The organism is Halorubrum kocurii JCM 14978 (genome assembly GCF_000337355.1).
Taxonomy (GTDB): Archaea; Halobacteriota; Halobacteria; order Halobacteriales; family Haloferacaceae; genus Halorubrum; species Halorubrum kocurii.
Map to the genome: position 1 here is coordinate 51,145 of NZ_AOJH01000068.1, position 19,393 is coordinate 70,537.

Annotated in this window: 12 protein-coding genes and 1 pseudogene; 8 read left to right on the top strand and 5 right to left on the bottom strand. The window is 70.3% G+C overall.

Annotation, left to right across the window (positions count from 1 at the left end; translation table 11 throughout):
- Nucleotides 1-7: 7 nt before the first annotated feature.
- Entirely contained in the window at nucleotides 8-601 is a 594-nt protein-coding gene (pdxT, locus tag C468_RS10655) for a pyridoxal 5'-phosphate synthase glutaminase subunit PdxT (protein WP_008848893.1), read from the top strand.
- On the top strand, nucleotides 598-942 hold the full coding sequence (gene hisE / locus C468_RS10660) for a phosphoribosyl-ATP diphosphatase (protein ID WP_008848894.1): 345 nt from the start codon (nucleotides 598-600) through the stop codon (nucleotides 940-942). Before pdxT ends, hisE begins: the two co-directional genes overlap by 4 nt.
- Nucleotides 943-945: 3 nt before the next feature.
- Here the strand turns inward: hisE and C468_RS10665 are convergent, their stop codons facing one another.
- Complete coding sequence (locus C468_RS10665) at nucleotides 946-1,371, bottom strand: hypothetical protein (RefSeq protein WP_008848895.1); 426 nt, start codon at nucleotides 1,369-1,371, stop codon at nucleotides 946-948.
- Between the two features lie 165 nt (nucleotides 1,372-1,536).
- Between C468_RS10665 and C468_RS10670 the strand changes: the two genes are divergently transcribed.
- From C468_RS10670 to C468_RS10690, 5 genes and pseudogenes are all read left to right on the top strand, one after another.
- On the top strand, nucleotides 1,537-3,813 hold the full coding sequence (locus C468_RS10670; protein ID WP_008848896.1) for a hypothetical protein: 2,277 nt from the start codon (nucleotides 1,537-1,539) through the stop codon (nucleotides 3,811-3,813).
- A 111-nt stretch (nucleotides 3,814-3,924) separates the two neighbouring features.
- The gene (gene leuS / locus C468_RS10675) at nucleotides 3,925-6,597 is read left to right on the top strand and encodes a leucine--tRNA ligase (RefSeq protein ID WP_008848897.1); all 2,673 of its coding nucleotides are present in this window, start codon (nucleotides 3,925-3,927) and stop codon (nucleotides 6,595-6,597) included.
- 72 nt (nucleotides 6,598-6,669) lie between these two features.
- A pseudogene (kynU, locus tag C468_RS10680) lies at nucleotides 6,670-8,089 on the top strand (kynureninase).
- 111 nt (nucleotides 8,090-8,200) lie between these two features.
- Nucleotides 8,201-11,218 (top strand): PAS domain-containing protein, encoded by a 3,018-nt coding sequence (locus tag C468_RS10685; protein ID WP_206536743.1) that lies wholly within the window; start codon nucleotides 8,201-8,203, stop codon nucleotides 11,216-11,218.
- A 99-nt stretch (nucleotides 11,219-11,317) separates the two neighbouring features.
- Nucleotides 11,318-14,236 carry a DEAD/DEAH box helicase gene (locus tag C468_RS10690; protein WP_193788255.1) on the top strand — a complete coding sequence of 973 codons (2,919 nt, stop codon included), beginning with the start codon at nucleotides 11,318-11,320 and terminating at the stop codon, nucleotides 14,234-14,236.
- A gap of 185 nt (nucleotides 14,237-14,421) precedes the next feature.
- On the opposite strand, the gene C468_RS10695 is transcribed toward C468_RS10690, so the two are convergent.
- Genes C468_RS10695 through C468_RS10705 form a run of 3 tightly spaced genes read right to left on the bottom strand, consistent with a single transcriptional unit; the run spans nucleotide 14,422 to nucleotide 17,715 of the window.
- The gene (locus C468_RS10695; RefSeq protein ID WP_008848900.1) at nucleotides 14,422-15,066 is read right to left on the bottom strand and encodes a hypothetical protein; all 645 of its coding nucleotides are present in this window, start codon (nucleotides 15,064-15,066) and stop codon (nucleotides 14,422-14,424) included.
- 3 nt (nucleotides 15,067-15,069) lie between these two features.
- Nucleotides 15,070-16,866 (bottom strand): glycine--tRNA ligase, encoded by a 1,797-nt coding sequence (glyS, locus tag C468_RS10700; RefSeq protein ID WP_008848901.1) that lies wholly within the window; start codon nucleotides 16,864-16,866, stop codon nucleotides 15,070-15,072.
- Nucleotides 16,867-17,715 (bottom strand): CBS domain-containing protein, encoded by an 849-nt coding sequence (locus tag C468_RS10705; RefSeq protein ID WP_008848902.1) that lies wholly within the window; start codon nucleotides 17,713-17,715, stop codon nucleotides 16,867-16,869.
- 292 nt (nucleotides 17,716-18,007) lie between these two features.
- On the opposite strand from C468_RS10705, the gene C468_RS10710 reads away from it, so the two are divergent.
- The gene (locus C468_RS10710; protein WP_008848903.1) at nucleotides 18,008-18,229 is read left to right on the top strand and encodes a DUF7556 family protein; all 222 of its coding nucleotides are present in this window, start codon (nucleotides 18,008-18,010) and stop codon (nucleotides 18,227-18,229) included.
- A 59-nt stretch (nucleotides 18,230-18,288) separates the two neighbouring features.
- On the opposite strand, the gene C468_RS10715 is transcribed toward C468_RS10710, so the two are convergent.
- Nucleotides 18,289-19,218: a ketopantoate reductase family protein gene (locus C468_RS10715; RefSeq protein ID WP_008848904.1), complete on the bottom strand. Its 930-nt coding sequence runs from the start codon at nucleotides 19,216-19,218 to the stop codon at nucleotides 18,289-18,291.
- Nucleotides 19,219-19,393: the final 175 nt, after the last annotated feature.

Consider the following 19,393-nt stretch of genomic DNA (forward strand, 5'->3'; position numbering starts at 1 on the left):
GGTTCACATGCAAGCAGGCGTCATCGCCGTCCAGGGGGACGTAGCCGAACACGCCGCGGCCGTCGAGCACGCCGCGGCCGCTCACGGCGAGCCCGCGGAAGTAGTCGAGGTTCGAGACGCGGGGATCGTCCCCGACTGCGACGTGCTTCTCATGCCGGGCGGAGAGTCGACGACCATCTCGCGGCTGATCCGCCAGGAGGGGATCGACGAGGAGATCCGCGAGCACGTCGCGAGCGGGAAGCCCGTGCTGGCCACCTGCGCGGGGCTCATCGTCTGCTCGCGCGACGCGAAGGACGACCGCGTCGACCCGCTCGGGCTCGTCGACGTCTCCGTCGACCGCAACGCGTTCGGCAGGCAGAAGGACTCCTTCGAGGCGAAGGTCCCGGTGACCGGGCTCGACGACCCGTTCCACGCCGTGTTCATCCGGGCGCCGCTCATCGACGAGGTGGGCGCGGGCGTCGAGGTCCTCGCCACCGTCGACGACCGCCCGGTCGCGGTCCGGGACGGCCCCGTCGTCGCCACCGCGTTCCACCCGGAGCTCACCGACGACCCGCGGATCCACGACCTCGCCTTCTTCCCCGAACGGGAGGTGGTCGCGTGAGCGACCCGGACGCGGAGCCCGACGGTGTCGAGCACGCAGCGAACCCCGACGTCCCCTCCGAGGCCGTCCTCGACGAGCTGTTCGCCACCATCGAGTCGCGGAAAGCGGAGCTCCCCGAAGGCTCGTACACCGCCTCGCTGTTCACCCACGAGAAGGGCGAGAACGCCGTCTTAGAGAAGCTCGGCGAGGAGTCCACGGAGACGATCCTCGCGGCGAAAGACGACGACCTCGACGAGCTCACCTACGAGGGCGCCGACCTCGTCTACCACCTGCTGGTGCTGTTCGCGATGAAGGACCTCGACCTCGACGACCTGCGCGACGAGCTTCGGGACCGTTTTTAATTGCTAGCGCTCGCGTTCGAGTTCCTGTTCGATATCGGCGACCTTCCGGTCGACGTCGTCAGGCTCCTCAGTCTCCAGCTCGCTCGCGATCCGGCGTTCGAACTCCGCTTCGCTGATCTGTCCCTCGACGTACTGCCGGCGGAGCCGGTCCTGCCGGCTCTCCGCGGCGGCGTCGGTCGACGCCGAGGCCGACCGCGACCCCCCGACCGAGTCGCTCGCGGAGTAGTCCGCGTCGTCGCCGCCCAACAGCCACGCTCCGGTCTTATAAAGGACGTAGACGACGCCGGCGAGCACGGCGAGCGAGACGATCCCGGAGACGATCGCCCACGCGAGACTCAGAAGCGCCGAGACCACGGAGACGACGATGCTGACCCCGATCAACACCGCGATCCCGATCGCCGCGTAGTAGAGGGCCCTCTTGCCGTCCATACCCCGGAGTCGGGTGGCCGGCCGCAAATACCTTCTCCCGGGAGCGTTCCGCTCGTCCGTCCGTCAGAAGACTTATTCGCCGCTACGCTCGTGAGTTAACGAAATGCATCCGGAGCCGCGGTCTTCGACGGACGATCCGCCCACGGAGGACCCGGAGGTGCGCCCGTGACCGATCGCGCCGACGCTGAGGGCGGTCGCTCCGACGCCGGGAGCGGTCGCTCCGACGGCGGCGTCGACCGTCGGACCGTCCTCGGCGCGCTCGCCGGAGCGGGGAGCGCCGCGATCGCGGGCTGTTCCGGCTCGGAGCCGGACGACGCCGCGACCAGCGGACTGGAGGCGGAGACGCTCGAGGAGCTCGCGGCCCGGTTCGCGCCGACGCTGTACTTCGACTCCGCGGAGCCGTGGTTCCCGACCGACCCCCGCCCGTACACGGTCGAGGAGGGCGGCGAGACGGTCGTCGACGGGTTCGCGGCGTTCGACGGCTACCATGAGCGGTACGACGAGGCGGGGGAGCCGCCCGACCCGACCGTCTTCTACAACGGTGTCCGGTACGAGGACTCCCCGCTCGCGGTCGTCCAGTTCTGGATCTACTCCTCGTTCGATCAGTTCACGGCCAACTTCCACTGGCACGACTGGGAGGTGCTCCACGTCTTCGTCGACCTCGACACGGGCGACCCGCAGCTGTACGTCGCCAGCTCGCACTCCCGCAGCGTGCCGAACAACGAGTTCCTCGACCCGGAGCCCGACGCGATCCCGCGGATCCTCACCGAGCTCGGGTCGCACTCCAGCACCCTCTCGGTCAACGAGAACCCCGACGGCTTCCAGCGGGTCGGCGAGGAGGGGCTGCTCGCGGACATCACGAACACGACGATCGACACCGTCGAGGACCTCCTCGGGATCCCCATCGCGTACGGGCTCCCGCGCGACGAGGGGATGCGGCTTCCGTTCGTCGTCCCCGAGTACGAGGGCGAGCCGATCTACGAGCACCCCGACCTCCCGTCGGTCACCGCCGAGTCGCTGGTCGACGACGCCCTCTCGATCCGGTCGCTCGACGCGCTGCGCTCGCCGCCGACCGACCTCCCGCTCCGGGAGACGGGGATCGCCTTCCGGTACGCCGACCGCGAGGACGCGACCGCGGACGAGGTCGCCGAGGAAGTCGTCGGGTACGACCTCGTCGAGACCGCCGAACTGGAGGACATCGCGGCGTTCACCGGCCCGCAGCTGAGCTTCGAGTTCGCGGTTCCGGAAGCCGTCGAAGACGCCGTCGCCGGCCACATCACGACCACCGGCGTCCCGTGGGACCAGCCGCGGTACGAGAACCCCGCGCTCGACGTGACCGCCGGGAACCACCGCGCGGAGCTCGCCGGTCGGTACGACGCGATCGCCGACGCCGAGTCGCTCGGCGCCGGGGCGGCCGAGGAGCTCGACGCCGTCGTCGCGCGCGTCACCCGGGCGACCGAGACCGACGAGGCCCCCGACGGGGAGGGGTTGACGACGACCGATGCGGTCACCGAGTCGTTCGTGCTGATCGAGAGCGACCCCGAGGCGGTTCCGACGTTCGCCGGCGGGGTCGCGGTCGCGAACGGGGTCCCGGAGGGCGACCACCGCCTGACGATCAACGGCGCCGGGCAGGCCCCGCACAGCGAGACGCTGACCGTCTCGGCCGACGAGCCGGTGACGACGGCGGGCGTCGACAGCGAGATCCCTCTCGTCGCCAGGGAGAACGCGCGGAAGGTGGAGATCGACGACGCGGACAGCGACGTCGACCTGGCCCGCACGGCGATCGAGGACGACTTCGCCGGTCGGATTTACGACTCCGCTGTCGACGGGACCGACGCGGTGTACGTGCACGCCGGCGGCGCGTACACGACCGAGGTCCGCGACGCCGACGACGAGATCGGGGCGTACCGGGTCAACCCTGACCCGCCGGGGAGAGACGACGACTCGGACGACGGTGACGACTCGGACGACGGCGCCGACTCCGAGGGGAACGCCCCGATCCGGATCGACCGCCCGGAGACCGGCGCGGCTCCGCTCGCCGGCTACGTCGCCGACGTGGCCGAGGAGACGCGCGCCGCGGTCGCGGCCGCGGCGGCGGAGGGCGACGACGGCGACGACGATGACGACGACGGGAGCGACGACGCTAGCGGCGGGGGCGGCTCCGGCGGCTCCGGCGGCCCGTCGAACGCGGTGAACGGCCTCGAACGCGCCCTCGCCGCAGCGGTCGACGCCGCGGAGCGGGCCGAGGAGCGCGCCCGCGAGGGCGACGGCGAGGGGACCGACCGCCAGCTGGAGAACGTGCTCGCCCGGATCGCGCGGATCGAGGAGCGGCTCGAAGCGGCGCGCGAGGGGCTCCCCCCCGGCCTCGCGAACGCGACCGGGAAGCGGGTCGAGCAGGCGACCCGGCGGGTCGAGCAGGCGCAAAACGCCGGGAAGCTATAGGCGGCGGTCCGCTTCTCGCCGGCTTCACCGCCGCCCACGAGCCAGTGTGCCACGGCGCACCACTGGATGGAAAGCTATACGACGCCGACCCGACCACGGGTATATAAGCAGATGTCTCAGGAGGGTTACGACCACACCGCGGTCGAGAAACGGTGGCAGGAGGCGTGGGACGACGCCTCCGTGTATCGCACGCCGGACGAGGTGGACGACCCCACCTACGTGCTGGGGATGTACCCGTACCCGTCCGGGAAGCTGCACATGGGCCACGTCCGCAACTACACCATCACGGACGCGTACGCCCGGTACCGCCGGATGCGCGGCGACGACGTGCTCCACCCGATGGGGTGGGACGCGTTCGGGCTCCCGGCCGAGAACGCCGCGAAGGAGCGGGACACCAACCCCCGCGACTGGACGTTCGACTGCATCGACACGATGAAGGGACAGATGAAGTCGATGGGGTTCGGCTACGACTGGGACCGGGAGGTCACCACCTGCACCCCGGAGTACTACCAGTGGAACCAGTGGCTGTTCCGCCGGTTCCACGAGGCGGGGCTCGTCGAGCGCCGCGACGCCGAGGTGAACTGGTGTCCCTCCTGCGAGACCGTCCTCGCCGACGAGCAGGTGGAGGGCGACGACGAGCTGTGCTGGCGCTGTGACACCCCCGTCGAGACCCGCGACCTGGACCAGTGGTTCCTGGAGATTACGGAGTACGCCGACGAGCTGATCGACGCGATCGACGAGCTGGAGGGGTGGCCCGACTCCGTGCGCCAGATGCAGCGCAACTGGATCGGCCGCCAGCACGGGACGACGCTCGATTTCCACATCGATGGCCACGGCCCCGTGCAGGCGTTCACCACCCGCGTCGACACGATCCACGGCGCGACGTTCTTCGCGCTCGCCCCCGATCACCCGATCAGCGAGGAGCTGGCCGCCGAGGACGACGCGGTCCACGAGTTCGTCCACCACGAGGCCGACCCCGAGGGCGATGAGCCGAACGGCGTCGCGACCGGCCTCACCGCCACCAACCCCGCCACGGGCGAGGAGATCCCCGTGTTCGTCGCCGACTTCGTTCTCTCCGACGTGGGGACGGGCGCGCTGATGGCGGTGCCCGGGCACGACGACCGCGACCACGCGTTCGCCGAGAAGATGGGCGTCGACATCGAGCCGGTGATCGCCCCGGAGCCCGACGACTGGGACGGCGAGACGCTCCCTGAGGCCCCCGACGTGAGCGAGGCGGCGTTCACGGACGACGGCGTCGTGATCAACTCCGGCGAGTACAGCGGCCTCGACAGCGAGACGGCCCGCGAGCGGCTCACGGAGGACATCGAGAGCGCCGAGGCGACCACCCAGTACCGCCTCCGCGACTGGGGCATCTCCCGGCAGCGCTACTGGGGGACCCCGATCCCGGTCGTCCACTGCGACGACTGCGGCTCGGTGCTCGTGCCCGAGGCGGACCTGCCGGTCGAGCTACCCGAGTTCATCAACACGACGGGGAACCCGCTCGACGCCGCCGAGGAGTGGAAGCAGACGACCTGCCCGGAGTGCGGCGGGCCCGCGACCCGCGAGACGGACACGATGGACACGTTCGTCGACTCCTCGTGGTACTTCCTGCGCTACGTCTCGCCCGGGAACGAGGCGGTCCCCTTCGACCTGGACCGCGCGAACGACTGGATGCCGGTCGACCAGTACGTGGGCGGCATCGAGCACGCTGTGATGCACCTGCTGTACTCCCGGTTCGTCACCAAGGTGCTGGCCGACGAAGAGGGGCTCGACCACCGCGAGCCGTTCACGAACCTGCTGGCGCAGGGGATGGTCCAGCTGGAGGGCGAGAAGATGTCCAAGTCGAAGGGGAACACGGTCTCTCCGCAGCGCATCGTCGAGGAGTACGGCGCCGACACGGCCCGCCTGTTCATGATGCAGGCCGCCCAGCCGGAGCGCGACTTCGACTGGTCCGAGGAGGGCGTCAAGTCGACGCACCGCTTCCTGGCGCGGCTGACCGACCTGGTCGAGGCGTACGCGGCCGGGGAGACGGGAACCGCGCCCGCCGACGCCGGCCGCGATGAAATCGACGACTACGTCGCCGGCGAGGTCGACGCCGCGGTCGCCATCGCCGGCGCGGAGTACGACGACCTCACGTTCAACGTCGCGCTGCGCGAGGCGCAGGACCTCGTGGGGACGCTCCGAAGCTACCGGGACCACGCCGACCCGAACCCGGAGACGTACGAGCGCGGCCTCGACGCGGCCGTCCGCCTGCTCGCGCCGGTCGTCCCGCACCTCGCCGAGGAGCTGTGGGCGACGCTGGACCGCGACGGGTTCGTCGTCGAGGCCGACTGGCCGACCGCGACGGCCGACCGCGAGACGGTCGAGCGCCGCCGCCGGCTGGTCGAGAACACCCGCGAGGACGTGCGCGACATCGTCGACGTCGCGGGCATCGAGGACCCCGAGCGGATCGACGTCGTCGTCGCGCCCGACTGGAAGTACGACGCGCTGTCGATCGCGATCGACAGCGACGCCGACAACCTCATCTCCGAGCTGATGGGGGAGCCGCACATCCGCGAGCGGGGCGACGACGCGGCCTCGTACGGGCAGGACCTGCAGGCGAACCGCGAGGCGCTACAGGAGACCCTGTCGGGGGACGACGAGTATGAGGCACTGCGCGCGGCCTCGTGGCTGATCGAGCGCGAGTTCGACGCGCCGGTGAGCGTCGAGCGCGCCGCGGACGCCGACGAGTCGGTGGTCCGGAAGGCCGAGCCAGGCCGGCCGGCGATCGACATCGTCGAGTAGGGACCCGGCGCTCATTTTTAAACGGCCCCGGCGGCCCGGAAGCGATTAGTCGGCGGCGACACCCGTTCGCGTATGGAGGACCCTGACGCCCCCGCCCGCGACGACCCCTACGCCCCCGCCCGCGACGCCCTCGCCGGCGACGGACTGGCCGGCGGCGCAGCCGATTCCGACCCCGCCGTCCTCGCCGCTCGCCTCGACGACGCGGACCCGCTCTCCTCGTTCGCCGACCGGTACCGCGTTCCGGACGACCTGCTCTACATGGACGGCAACTCGCTCGGCCCCGCCAGCGACGCCGCCCTCGCGAGCCTCGATCGGGTCGTCGACGAGTGGCGCGAGCTCCTGATCTCCGGGTGGACCGACGCCGACCCGCCCTGGTTCTCGGTCGGCGAGCGGCTCGGCGACGCGCTCGCGCCGCTCGTCGGTGCCGACCCCGNAGGTCGTCGTCGGCAACTCGATCACGGTGAACATCCACACGCTCGTCGGCACCTTCCTCGACGAGCTGCTGGCCGGTAACGGCCCGGAGCGCCCCGAATTCGACCCGGCCGACGGAGCGTGGGACCCCGCTGTCGACCCCGCCGTCCTCGTCAACGAGCTCGACTTCCCCTCCGACCACTACGCGATCCGGGCGCAGCTCCGCCAGCGCGGGATCGACCCGGACGAGAAGCTCCGGGTGGTCGAGAGCCGCGACGGCCGGACGATCGATCCCCGGGATATCGAGGCCGCGCTGGCGGCGCACGACGACGTCGGGATCGTGTGGATGCCGACCGCGCTGTACCGCTCCGGCCAGCTGTTCGACGTCGAGCGGATCACCCAGGCCGCCCACGAGGCGGGCGCGTTTGTGGGGTTCGACGCCGCGCACTCCGCGGGCGCGGTCCCGCACGAGTTTCGGGAGGCGGGCGTCGACTTCGCGGTGTGGTGCACGTATAAATACCTCAACGCCGGCCCCGGCTCCGTCGGCGCGCTGTTCGTCGCCGAGCGCCACCACGGGCTCACGCCCGCTCTCGCCGGGTGGTGGGGCCACGAGAAGGCGACGCAGTTCGAGATGAACATGACGTACACCCCCGCCGACTCGGCCGGCGCGTGGCAGATCGGGACCCCCCCGCTGCTCGCCGCCGCGCCCCTGGAGGGGTCCGTCGAGACGCTGCGAGAGGCCGGGATCGAGCGCCTCCGCGAGAAGTCGCTGGCGCTCACGGACTTCCTGATCGCTCTGGTCGACGACCGACTCCCCGAGGTCGCGGTCGGGACCCCGCGAGAGCACGCGGCCCGCGGCGGTCACGTCGCCCTCGAGCACCCGGAGGCGGAACGCCTGAGCGCGGCTCTCACCGACCGCGGCGTCGTCGTCGACTTCCGACCGCCGAACGTGGTGCGCGTCTGCCCGGCCGCGCCGTACACCTCCTTCGCCGACGTGCTCGCGGTCGTGGACGAGGCCGAGGCGATCCTCGACTCGGGCGCACACGAGGCGTACGCGACGAGCGAGGGCGGCGTGACGTAGCGGGCGCGGGGCCGTGAGGAGCCGCGATCGGGGTCGACGGGCGGATTATTCCCCGCGTTGACATCCGCGGTATTATTACTTGCGGCGGCGTAGAGAGAGAGAAGTGAGATAATGGGAAGCGGGTCATCTACTAACACTACTGATCGGTTCGAATCTGGCGGCGACGAGGTGACGAGCGTTTACGAGGCGATGTTTCGAGAGGCGGACGACGCGATCTTTCTCGTTGATGCCGAGCAGACCGGCGGCGAGTACGAGTTCACGTTCAAGCAGAACAACACCGCACACCAGCAACAGACCGGACTGACCGAGGACGCGATGTTCGGGAAGACGCCGCGAGAACTCCTCGGCGAGGAACAGGGGGCCGCGGTCGAAGCGAACTACCGGCGGTGCGTCGAACGGGGGACGACGATCGAGTACGAGGAGCGACTCGACTTCCCGGGCGGGACGACCGACTGGCAGACGAAGCTGACGCCGGTCACCGACGACGAGGCGGTAACGCAGATCGTCGGTATTGCTCGCGACGTCACAGAGCAGAAGGAACGGGAGCGGGAGCACCAGCGAACGTACCGCCGGTTCCAGACCGTGTTGGAGACGATGTCCGCGGCAGTGTTCCTGAAAGACGCCGACGGGCGGTACCTCCTGATGAACCAGGCGTGTCGCGACGTGTTCGACGTGGACGTGGACCCAATCGGCATGACCGACGAGGAGCTCTTCCCGGAGGCCGTCGCGGCGCGAGCTCGGGCGGACGACCGCCGAGTCGTCGAGGACGGCGAACAGATCGAGATCGAGGAGACGATCCCGACGCCCGCCGGCGAGAGCGTTCGGCTGACGCGGAAGTCTCCCGTGTACGACGAGGAGGGGACGATCCGTGGTGTGTGCGGCGTCTCGACGGATATCACCGAACAGCGAGAGCGGGAGCGAGCGCTCCAGCAGCTCAAAGACCGGATCGAACTCGCGGTCGAGGGCGCGCAGATCGGCGTCTGGGACTGGGACATGACCACGGACGAGGTCGAGTTCAACGACCAGTGGGCGGCGATGTTGGGCCACTCGCTCGACGAGATCGACCCGCACCTCGACGCGTGGGAGCGGCGCGTTCACCCCGACGACACCGAGTCGGTCGAAGCCGCCCTGTCGGAGCACGTGGCCGGCGAGACGGAGTACTACGACGCGGAGCATCGGATGCGGACCGCGTCTGGGGAGTGGAAGTGGATCCGGGACATCGGGAAGGTCGTGGAGCGCGACGGTGACGGGGAGCCGGTCCGAGCGGTCGGGATCCACCTCGACATCGACGAGCAGAAGCGGCGGGAGAAGGAGCTGATACGGACGCGGCGGCTCATCGAGCGGACGCAACAGAGCGCGTCGATGGGGTGGTGGGAGGTGGATCTCGTCGACGAGTCGGTCACGTGGAGCGACGAGGTGTACCGGATCCACGAGATGCCGACCGACGAGCCGATCGATCTGGAGGCGGGGTTAGACTTCTATCACCCGGACGACCGCGACACCATCGAGCGGGCGTTCACCCGGGTGACAGAGGCGGGCGAGTCGTACGACCTCGAACTACGGATCCTCACGGCGTCCGGCGGGACTCGATGGGTCAGGACCGTCGGCGACCCGCAGTACGACGAGAACGGCGAGGTCGTCGGCGTGTTGGGGCTGTTCCAAGACATCACCGACCGGAAGGAGCGGGAACAGACGCTCGAGGAGACGAAACAGCGCCTGACGGTCGCGCTCGACGGCACGAGAACCGGTGTCTGGGAGTGGGACTTAGCCACCGACGAGGTGATCTGGACCGAGTCGATGGAGCGCCTCTTCGGGCTCGAACCGGAGACGTTCGAAGGCACCTACGAGGCGTTCGCCGAGCACGTCCACCCAGACGACCTCCCGGCGTTAGAGCGGGCGATCGAGCGAGCGAAGGCAGCCGACGAGCCGCTCAAGACGGAGTACCGGATCCGGACCGCCGACGGCGAGCAGCTGTGGGGCGAGGTGCGTGCCGAACTCGTCGAATCCGAGGACGGCTCGCGCCGGCTGGTGGGGGTGCTCTCAGAGATCACGTCGCGGAAGGAGTACGAGATAGCCCTCGAGGCGACGCGTGAGGAGCTCCGGAAGATCATCGACCTCGTGCCGGACTTGGTGTTCGTGAAGAACCGCGACGGCGAGTACCTCTTGGCCAACGAGGCGACTGCAGAGGCGTACGGGAAGACGCCCGCGGAAGTGGAAGGGTGCTCGGAGGCCGACATCATCCCGGACGTCGAGGACTCGGTCGAGTTCCGGCAGGACGACTTGGAGGTGATCGAGTCCGGCGAGCCGAGGTCGATCGGGGAGGAGACGCTGACGACGGCGGACGGCGAGACACGCGTCCTTCAGACGACGAAGATCCCCTACAAAGTGCCGGAGACGGGGGAGGACGCCGTCCTGGGGTACGCCCGCGACGTGACCGAGCTCAAGGAGTACGAGCGGACGCTCGAAGAGCAGCGGGACAGCCTCAAGCTCCTGAACCAAGTCGTTCGGCACGACATCCGGAACCAGCTGATGGTCGTCGAGTCGTACACCGAACTGCTCGAGGGGTCGCTCCCCGACGATCAGAGCCGAACGTACGCGCGGACGGTCATCGAGGCGGCGAAACAGGCCGCGGAGATCACGGAGACGGCGAAGGACGTGACCGACGTGCTGCTACAGGTCGGTTCCGACCGCTCCCCGGTGGGTCTCCGTACCGTACTCACCGAGCAGATCTCGCAGATCCGGTCGGATCAGGACCGCGCGACGGTCTCCGTCGACGGGGACGTCCCCGACGTGACGGTGTTGGCGGACGACCTGTTAGAGTCGGTGTTCCGGAACCTGCTGACGAACGCGGTCGTCCACAACGACAAGGACGCGGCCGAAATCGCGGTCTCGACTCGCGCGGCAGACGATTCCGTGCGCGTGTCGATCGCCGACAACGGCCCGGGCATCGCCGACGACCACAAAAAGCAGATCTTCCAGGAGGGCGAGAAGAGCCTCGAGAGCGGCGGAACGGGGGTCGGGCTGTACCTCGTGAAGACGCTCGTCGACAAGTACGGCGGCGACGTCTGGGTCGAGGACAACGAGCCGACGGGCAGCGTGTTCGTCGTCGAACTACTCCTCGCCGACTGAGCGATCGCAGGCCCCTCGCGGACGGGTCCGACGGCTCACACGGATCTCGCACAGCGACGGGCTTAATCGCCCGAGCGCCCAACGTCCGACGAACAGATCATGGCGGAACCGTCGGGCATGGACGCGTTCGCGCACCTCGGGAGCGAACTCCGCGCGGCGCTCTCCGAGCAGGGGTTCTCGACGCCGACGGAGCCGCAGCGCGAGGCGATCCCGCCGCTCGCCGACGGTCGGAACGCCCTCGTTCTCGCGCCGACGGGCACCGGGAAGACGGAGACGGCGATGCTCCCCGTCTTCGACGCGATCGTCGACGCCCGCGACGCGCCCGGCGACCGGCCCCGCGACGGGATCTCAGCGCTCTACATCACCCCGCTCCGCGCGCTCAACCGCGACATGATGGACCGGCTGGAGTGGTGGGGCGACCGGCTCGGCGTCGAGGTCGCGGTGCGCCACGGCGACACCACCCAGTACGAGCGGTCGAAGCAGGCGGACGACCCGCCGGACGTGCTGATCACGACGCCGGAGAGCCTCCAGGCGATCCTGACGGGCTCGAAGATGCGGGTCGCCCTCGAAGACGTCGAGCACGTCGTGGTCGACGAGGTCCACGAGCTGGCCGCCGCGAAGCGCGGCGCCCAGCTGACGGTCGGGCTCGAACGCCTCCGGCGCGTGGCGGGGCCGTTCCAGCGAGTCGGGCTCTCGGCCACCGTCGGCGACCCAGAGGAGGTCGGTCGGTTCCTCGTCGGCTCGGGGAAGCGCGACCCCTACCGCCCGGGTGACCGCGCGTTCGAGATCGTCGAGGTCGCGGCCGGGACGCGGACCGACGTGCGGGTGCTCGACCCCGAGATCACCGACCGCGACGCGACCCTCGCCGGCGAGCTGGCGGTCGACGAGACGACCGCGAGCCACGTCCGGACGATCCGCGAGATCGTCGCCGACCACGACTCGACGCTGATCTTCGTCAACACGCGGCAGACCGCGGAGGCGCTCGGCTCGCGCTTTAAGACGCTCGCGGAGCGGGAGGAGAAAGACGAGGGAACCGCCGACCCCACCGAGATCGAGGTCCACCACGGCTCGCTCTCGAAGGACGTGCGTATCGACGTGGAGGACCGGTTCAAGTCGGGCGACATCGACGGGCTCGTCTGCACCTCCTCGATGGAGCTCGGCATCGACGTGGGGCGCGTCGACCACGTGGTCCAGTACGGCAGCCCGCGCGAGGTCGCCCGGCTGCTCCAGCGCGTCGGGCGCGCGGGCCACCGCCGCGACCTCGTCTCGGAGGGGACCGTCGTGACGCAGGGCGGCGACGACACGCTTGAGGCGCTCGCGATCGCCCGGCGCGCCGACGCCGAACTCGTCGAGCCCGCCGACATCCACCACGGGAGCCTCGACACCGTCGCGAACCAGATCGTCGGGGTCGTGATGGACGAGGGCGACGTCCACGCCCGCGTGGCGTACGAGATCGTCACGAGCGCCTACCCGTTCCGAGACCTCTCGGAGCCGCAGTTCCAGGAGATCGTCCGCGAGCTGGACGGGAACCGGCTGCTGTGGCTCGACGAGGAGTCGGACACCCTCGAGAAGTCGGGCGGCACGTGGCAGTACTTCTACGCGAACCTCTCGATGATCCCCGACGAGTCCACCTACGAGGTGTACGACATGTCCTCGCGGCGGCAGATCGGCACCTTAGACGAGCGGTTCGTCGTCAACTTCGCCGGGCCGGGCGAGACGTTCATCCAGCGCGGCGAGATGTGGCGGATCACCGAGGTCGACGAGGAGGAGGAGCGCGTGAACGTCACGCCGATCGCCGACCCCGCGGGCGAGGTCCCCTCGTGGATCGGCCAAGAGATCCCGGTCCCGAAGCCGGTCGCCGAGGAGGTCGGGCGGATCCGCGGCGAGGCCGCCGCGGCGCTGTCTGCGGGCTCGACCCCCGAGGCCGTCGCGGGTGACCTCGCGGAGCGGTACCCGGCCGACGAGGGGACGATCGCGACCGCCCTCCAGCCCGTCGTCGACCACGTCGACGCCGGCCACCCGGTTCCCACGGACCGCCGGGTCGTGATCGAGGGGAGCGCGCGCACGGTCGCGGTCAACGCCGCCTTCGGTCACGAGGTCAACGAGACGCTCGCTCGCCTGCTCGCGGCGCTCGTGGGACAGCGCGCCGGCTCGTCGATCGGGATGGACGTGGACCCGTACCGGATCGAGTTCGAGGTGCTTCACGACGTCGACCCCGGCGTCTTCCGCGAGGTGTTGGAGACGACCGACCCCGACCGGCTGGAGGCGTACCTCGAACTCGCCCTGAAAAAGTCCGACGCGCTCAAGTTCACGCTCGCGCAGGTCGCCGCGAAGTTCGGCGCCGTCAAGCGCTACCGCGAGGGGAGAGGGCGGTTCGGCGGCGACCGCCTGCTCGCGGCGTTAGAGGGGACGCCAGTCTACGACGAGGCGCTCCGCGAGGTGTTCCACGCCGACCTCGCGGTCGCGGAGACCGCCGAGCTGCTCGAGGGGGTCCAGAACGGGTCGATGGACCTCGCGATCGCTCGCGAGCGGACCCCGCTCGGCACGGCCGGGCGGTCCTCAGGTACAGAGTTCCTCGTCCCGGAGAACGCCGACGCCGACGTGATCGAGACGGTCCGCGAGCGCATCCGGAACGACCGCGTCATCCTCTTCTGTCTCCACTGCGCCGACTGGCGGCGGACGACGAAGGTGCGCCGCGTCCCCGACCAGCCGGAGTGTCCCGACTGCGGCTCGACGCGGGTCGCCGCGCTGAACCCGTGGGACGACGAGACGGTCGCGGCGGTCCGGGCGACCGAGAAGGACGAGGAGCAGGAGCGGCGCACCGAGCGCGCCCACCGCGCCGCGAGCCTCGTCCAGACGCACGGGAAGCGCGCCGTGATCGCGCTGGCGGCGCGCGGGGTGGGACCGCACAACGCCGCCCGGATCATCAACAAGCTGCGCGAGGACGAAGACGAGTTCTACCGCGACGTGCTTCGACAGGAGCGCGAGTACGCGCGGACGCAGTCGTTCTGGGACTAGACGCGTGTCGGCGTTCGATCGAGTCTCTGTCGGGTGGCGACGCGATCACCCATTTATAAGCGATTGTTACTGATGACGCGGTGAGAAGCGCTGCTGCGGTGTCTGTCGGTCGTTTATAAGTCGTTCACTGTCGGACCCGCGCTCACGCATCTCGCACCCGTTTCGTCCGCTCGCCGCTCGAACCGCTACCCCAACACCGTAACTGCGAGGAGCATCCCGCCGGCCGCGGCGGGCGGGATGGTGAGGTTGTCGTCGACGGCGACGCCCCGGATGATCGGCGGGAGTCCGTCGGCGACCGCGGCGGGGACCGCGCCGGCCAGCGCCACGGCGACGCCGACGCCGGACCCGAACGCCGGCACGGTGAAGGGAAGCGCCAGCGCGAGACTGACGAGGAACATCGCGATCCACGCGACGGGGCGCTTCGCCTCGGTCGCGTCGTTGTCCCCGAGCGCGCCGCTGACGGGGTCGCCGAGCGACACCATCCAGATCGCGGGGACCGCCAGCGTCGGCGTCATGCCGGGGACGCCGAGCGCGGGGACCGCGGCGACCGCGACCGCCGCGGTGCTGATCTGGTACATCGCGTAGCCGGCGACGCTGTCGGACTCGTACTCCCGAGTGAGGCGCCGGTAGACGGCGTGATCGAGCCCCACGACGAGCCGGAGGAACTCCAGCAGGCCGACGACGGCGACGCCGAGCGCGAGGATCGCAGCCGTCTCGGTCCACGTGAGCCAGCCGAGCAGGTACGGGACCGGGAACAGGGTGCCGCTCGCGTGGACCAGCCGCCGCTCAAACTCCACCTCGGCCCGCCACTCCGCCGCCGGAAGGGGCACGGGTCAGTTGGTCTCGACGTCGGTCGCGACAGTCTCGTAGCGGTCCACCAGCGCGTCGAACTCGCCGCCCGCGCGGAGCGCGGCCAGCTCCTCGGCCAGCTTCCCAGCTGGGACCCGGACCTGCGCCGCGGAGTCGCGCTCGCGGACTGTCACGGTGTCGTCGCCGTCGCTCTCGATCCCGTCGCGGTCGATCGTGACGCAGAACGGGGTGCCGATCTCGTCCTGCCGGCGGTAGCGCCGCCCGATCGAGCCGGAGTCGTCGTACGCGACCGCCAGCCCCGCCTCGCGGAGGTCCGCGGCGACGCGGTCGGCCAGCTCAGTGAGCCGCTCGTCGTTGGTCACCAGCGGGAAGACCGCGGCGTCCTGCGGCGCGACCTCAGGCTCTAAGGAGAGGTACGTGCGCTCCTCGCCGTCGACCTCGTCCTCGCTGTAGGCGTGCGCCAGCAGGGTCTGGACCGTCCGCCCCACGCCGAAGGAGGGCTCGACGACGTGCGGCGTGAGGTGCTCGCCGTTCTCGGTCACCGTCTCGACCGAGAAGTTCGCCACGTCGGCGTCGACCTCGTGGGTCTCCGCGTCGTCGCCCTCGCCGACCTCGACCGACACCGTCTCGCCGTCGAACGCGCCGGGGTCGCGCTCGGCGAGCGTCTCGAGGGCCTCGGCGACCGCGGCGGCGTCCCCGCCGAATTCGGGCCCGAGCACGGACATGTCGGGGTCGACCGTGGCCCGCTCGACGGTCTTCGGCTCGTCGTAGCGCTTGAACACGGTGAACGCGTCGTCGCCGTACTCGTCGTGCTTCGAGAGGTCGTAGTCGGCGCGGTACGAGAAGCCCGCGATCTCGATCCAGTCGCCGTCGACCTCGCTCTCCGCGTCCCAGCAGTCGGCCGCGTAGTGGGCGCGCTCGCCCGCGAGGTGCTGGCGGAACCGGAAGCGGTCGAGGTCGACCCCGATCCGGTCGTACCACTCCTTCGCGACGCCGAGGTAGTAGCCGACCCACGGGGAGCCGATGACCCCCTCGTCGACCGCCTCGCCGACCGTGGTCTCGACGTACTCGCCGTCCTCGGCCTGCTGTTCCGCCGCGGGGTACAGCCGCACTGACACGTCGCGCACGCGGTCCAGCGGCGGCTCGTCAGCCTCGGGGTCGATGAACTGCTCCAGCTCGGCCTGGGTGAACTCGCGCAGCCGGAGGAGCCCGCCGCGCGGCGAGATCTCGTTACGGTAGGCGGGGCCGATCTGGGTGATGCCGAAGGGGAGGTTCCCGCGGGCGTACTCCTTCAGCCGCGGGAACTCCACGAAGATGCCCTGCGCCGTCTCCGGTCGGAGGTAGCCGGGCTGGGCGTCGCCGGGACCGATATCGGTCGCGAACATGAGGTTGAAGTCCTCGACGGTCACGCCCGCGAGGGCGGTTCCGCAGGAGGGGCAGGCGATGTCGTTGTCGGCGATGAGCTCCTCGACCTCCGGCCCGGGCAGCGCCTCGGCGTCCTCGATCTCCGTGACCGCCTCGACGAGATGGTCGGCGCGGTGGGACTCGCCGCACTCGGGGCACTCGACGAGCATGTCGTCGAACGTGTCGAGGTGCCCGGACGCCTCGAAGACGGCCTCCGGCATGATCGTCGGCGCCTCGATCTCGCGGTTCCCCTCTCGGATGGTGAACCGGTCGCGCCACGCGTCCTCCACGTTCTTCTTCAGCGCCGCGCCCTGCGGGCCGAAGGTGTAGAAGCCCGCGGTGCCGCCGTACGCGCCGTTCGAGCCGAAGAAGAACCCGCGCCGCTTCGCCAGCTCGACGATCGCCTCGGACGCCATTTATAAGCCCTCCAGCAGGTCGACGTCGCGAACGATGCCGTCGAGGTCGGTACCGTTGACCAGCGGCACCTGCTCGATGTCGTTGCTGATGAGCTCCTGTGCGACCTCCTTCGCGGTCCGCGTCCCGCTGACAGTCACGAGGTCCGGGGTCATGAAGTGACGCACCGCTCCCACGGGGAGCTCGACGTTCCGGGTCGGGAGGTAGCGGGCGCCGGTCGCCTTGATCCCCTCCCAGGACCACTCGGAGTCCTGCTCGGCGATGGAGTCGCCCGTGCTGGCCTCGCCCTCGACGACGCGGGCGACCTCCAGCACGTCGACCTCGGTGAGCATGCCGGCGAGCCCGGCGTCGTCGTCGAGCACCACGGCGTAGGGGACGTTCGCCAGCCCGATCTCCCGCTCCGCGACCGGCAGGGGGGTTTCGGTGTGGGTCGCGTTGACCGCGCGGGTCGCGAGCCCCTCGACCTCTGTGTCGCCGTCGATCTCGCCGCGGGCGATGGCCCGCACCACGTCGGTGACGGTGATGATGCCGACGAGCGAATCGCCGTCGACGACCGGAAGCCGACGCGACCCCTCGTCGACCATCGTGGCGGCGACGTCTTCGATCGCGTCCTCGGCGCTCACGGTCGGCACCTCCCGCATCAGCAGCGCGAGCTGGTCCTCGTCCGGCTGCTCGATCAGGTCGTCGCGGGAGACGAGCCCGCGGTACACCTCGTCGCCGTCGACGTCTTTCACGACCGGTACCGAGGAGAAGCCGTACTCCTGGATGTACTCCAGCACGTCGTTCCGGCTCCCCGGAATCTCGACGACGACGAGATCCGACCGCGGCGTCATGGCGTCTGATACGTTCATGCACCGTCTTTCAGCGTGGCACCTCTTGTATACTGCGAAGGTGGTTCGCGAGCGGTCGGCGGTCGGCGACCGGCTCGCGCGGCGTTCGTCGGGTACCGAGAGGCGGCCCGGAGAAGCGACTCTGACAACGAGCCAATCGGTCCGTCAGATCGACGCTTCAATCCGCCCATTCTCCCGTGATCGACGACTGACACGGGCTCTCGTCCCCGATCTTTCCCTCAGGTCGCGGATCCACCGACAACGGCGGTTCCCAGTCCGGAACCCTTATACGTACTGTGAACAATTCACAAACATGTCACGGAGTTCCACTCCATGGGACGACCCGGACCCCGATCACCGCCGGACGGCGTTACCGACGGACCCGACCCTCGACGCGGCGGACTCGCCGGACATCATGGCGTCCATCGACTCCTCGTCGTCGCGACCGGAGCTCGTGATCGCGGACGTTTCTCGGGAGAACGCGTGGGTCTCGGTCGACGAGACCGACGCCACCGTCCTCGAAGAGTGGTGCTGAGGCCGTTTTAGACGCAGCTGGAGGCGCCGTCGACGCCTCCGTCTCTCACTCCTCCGACGTCACTCCGCCGCTTCCTCGTCAGCGTCCGCTTCGGGTCGAACCCCCGCACCGGCCTCCCACGCCCGAATCAGCGACGCGAGCGTCCGACACGTCGGCGCCGACACGCCGAACCGGTCGGCGCGGTCGATCGCGGCCCCGTAGATGGCGTCGACCTCGGTCTGACGTCCCGCCGCCACGTCCTCGCACATCGACGAGCGGTTGGCGGCGGTGTCGGCGCCGACGCGCTCGACGGCGGCGACGGCGTCGGCCTCGTCGAGCGCCACCCCGTCGGCCCGCGCGACCCGCGCGACCTCTCGGGCCGCCTCGCGGGCCGCCTCGCCGCCGGGTCCGTCGAGGGTCGCGCCGTTCGAGAGCCGCGCGAGCGCCGAGGGGCCGTTGATCCCGGCGTTGACCGCGAGCTTCTCGTACCGGCGCCGGGGCATGTCCGCGGCGACGGTGGTCTCGATCCCGGCCGCCGCGAACGCGCTCCCGGCGCGCTCCGCGAGCGGGTCGTCGCCCCCCGTGAGCGCTCCGACGACGACCTCGCCGACCCCCGTGCAGGTCACGCGCCCGGGCTCGACGAACCGGGCGCCGTAGCTCGCGGTGCCCGCGAGCACGGTGGGGTCGAGCGCCGCGACCAGCCGCTCCTCCGTGAAGCCGTTCTGGAGCGAGCAGACGGCGCCGTACTCGCCGGTCGCGAGCGCTCGCGCGGCCGCGTCGGTGTCGTACGCCTTCGTCGTGACCACCGCGAGGTCGGCGGAGCGGTGCGCCCCGTCGGTGAGCGCCTGCGGGTGGACGTGCGCGTCGACCGCGCCGTCGATCCGGAGCCCGTCCTCCCGGATCCGCCGCATGTGCGGGTCCCGCCCGACGAGCGTGACCTCGTGAGCCCGCGTCAGCAACCCCCCGACGAGGCTCCCGAGCGCGCCCGCGCCGTAGACGAGGACCTTCATACGCGTCCTCACGGGGCGGGACGGAAAAGGGATGGCGGTGGGCGGGGGGTCGGCTACCGCGGTCAGTCCGTCGCCCCCGGTCGCCCGTTCAGCATAAATCGAGGTGGAGCCTCCGACCTCAAGGAGCGAGTGCGGCGAGCGAGTAGGTCGGAGAGGAAACCGACAACGGACGACG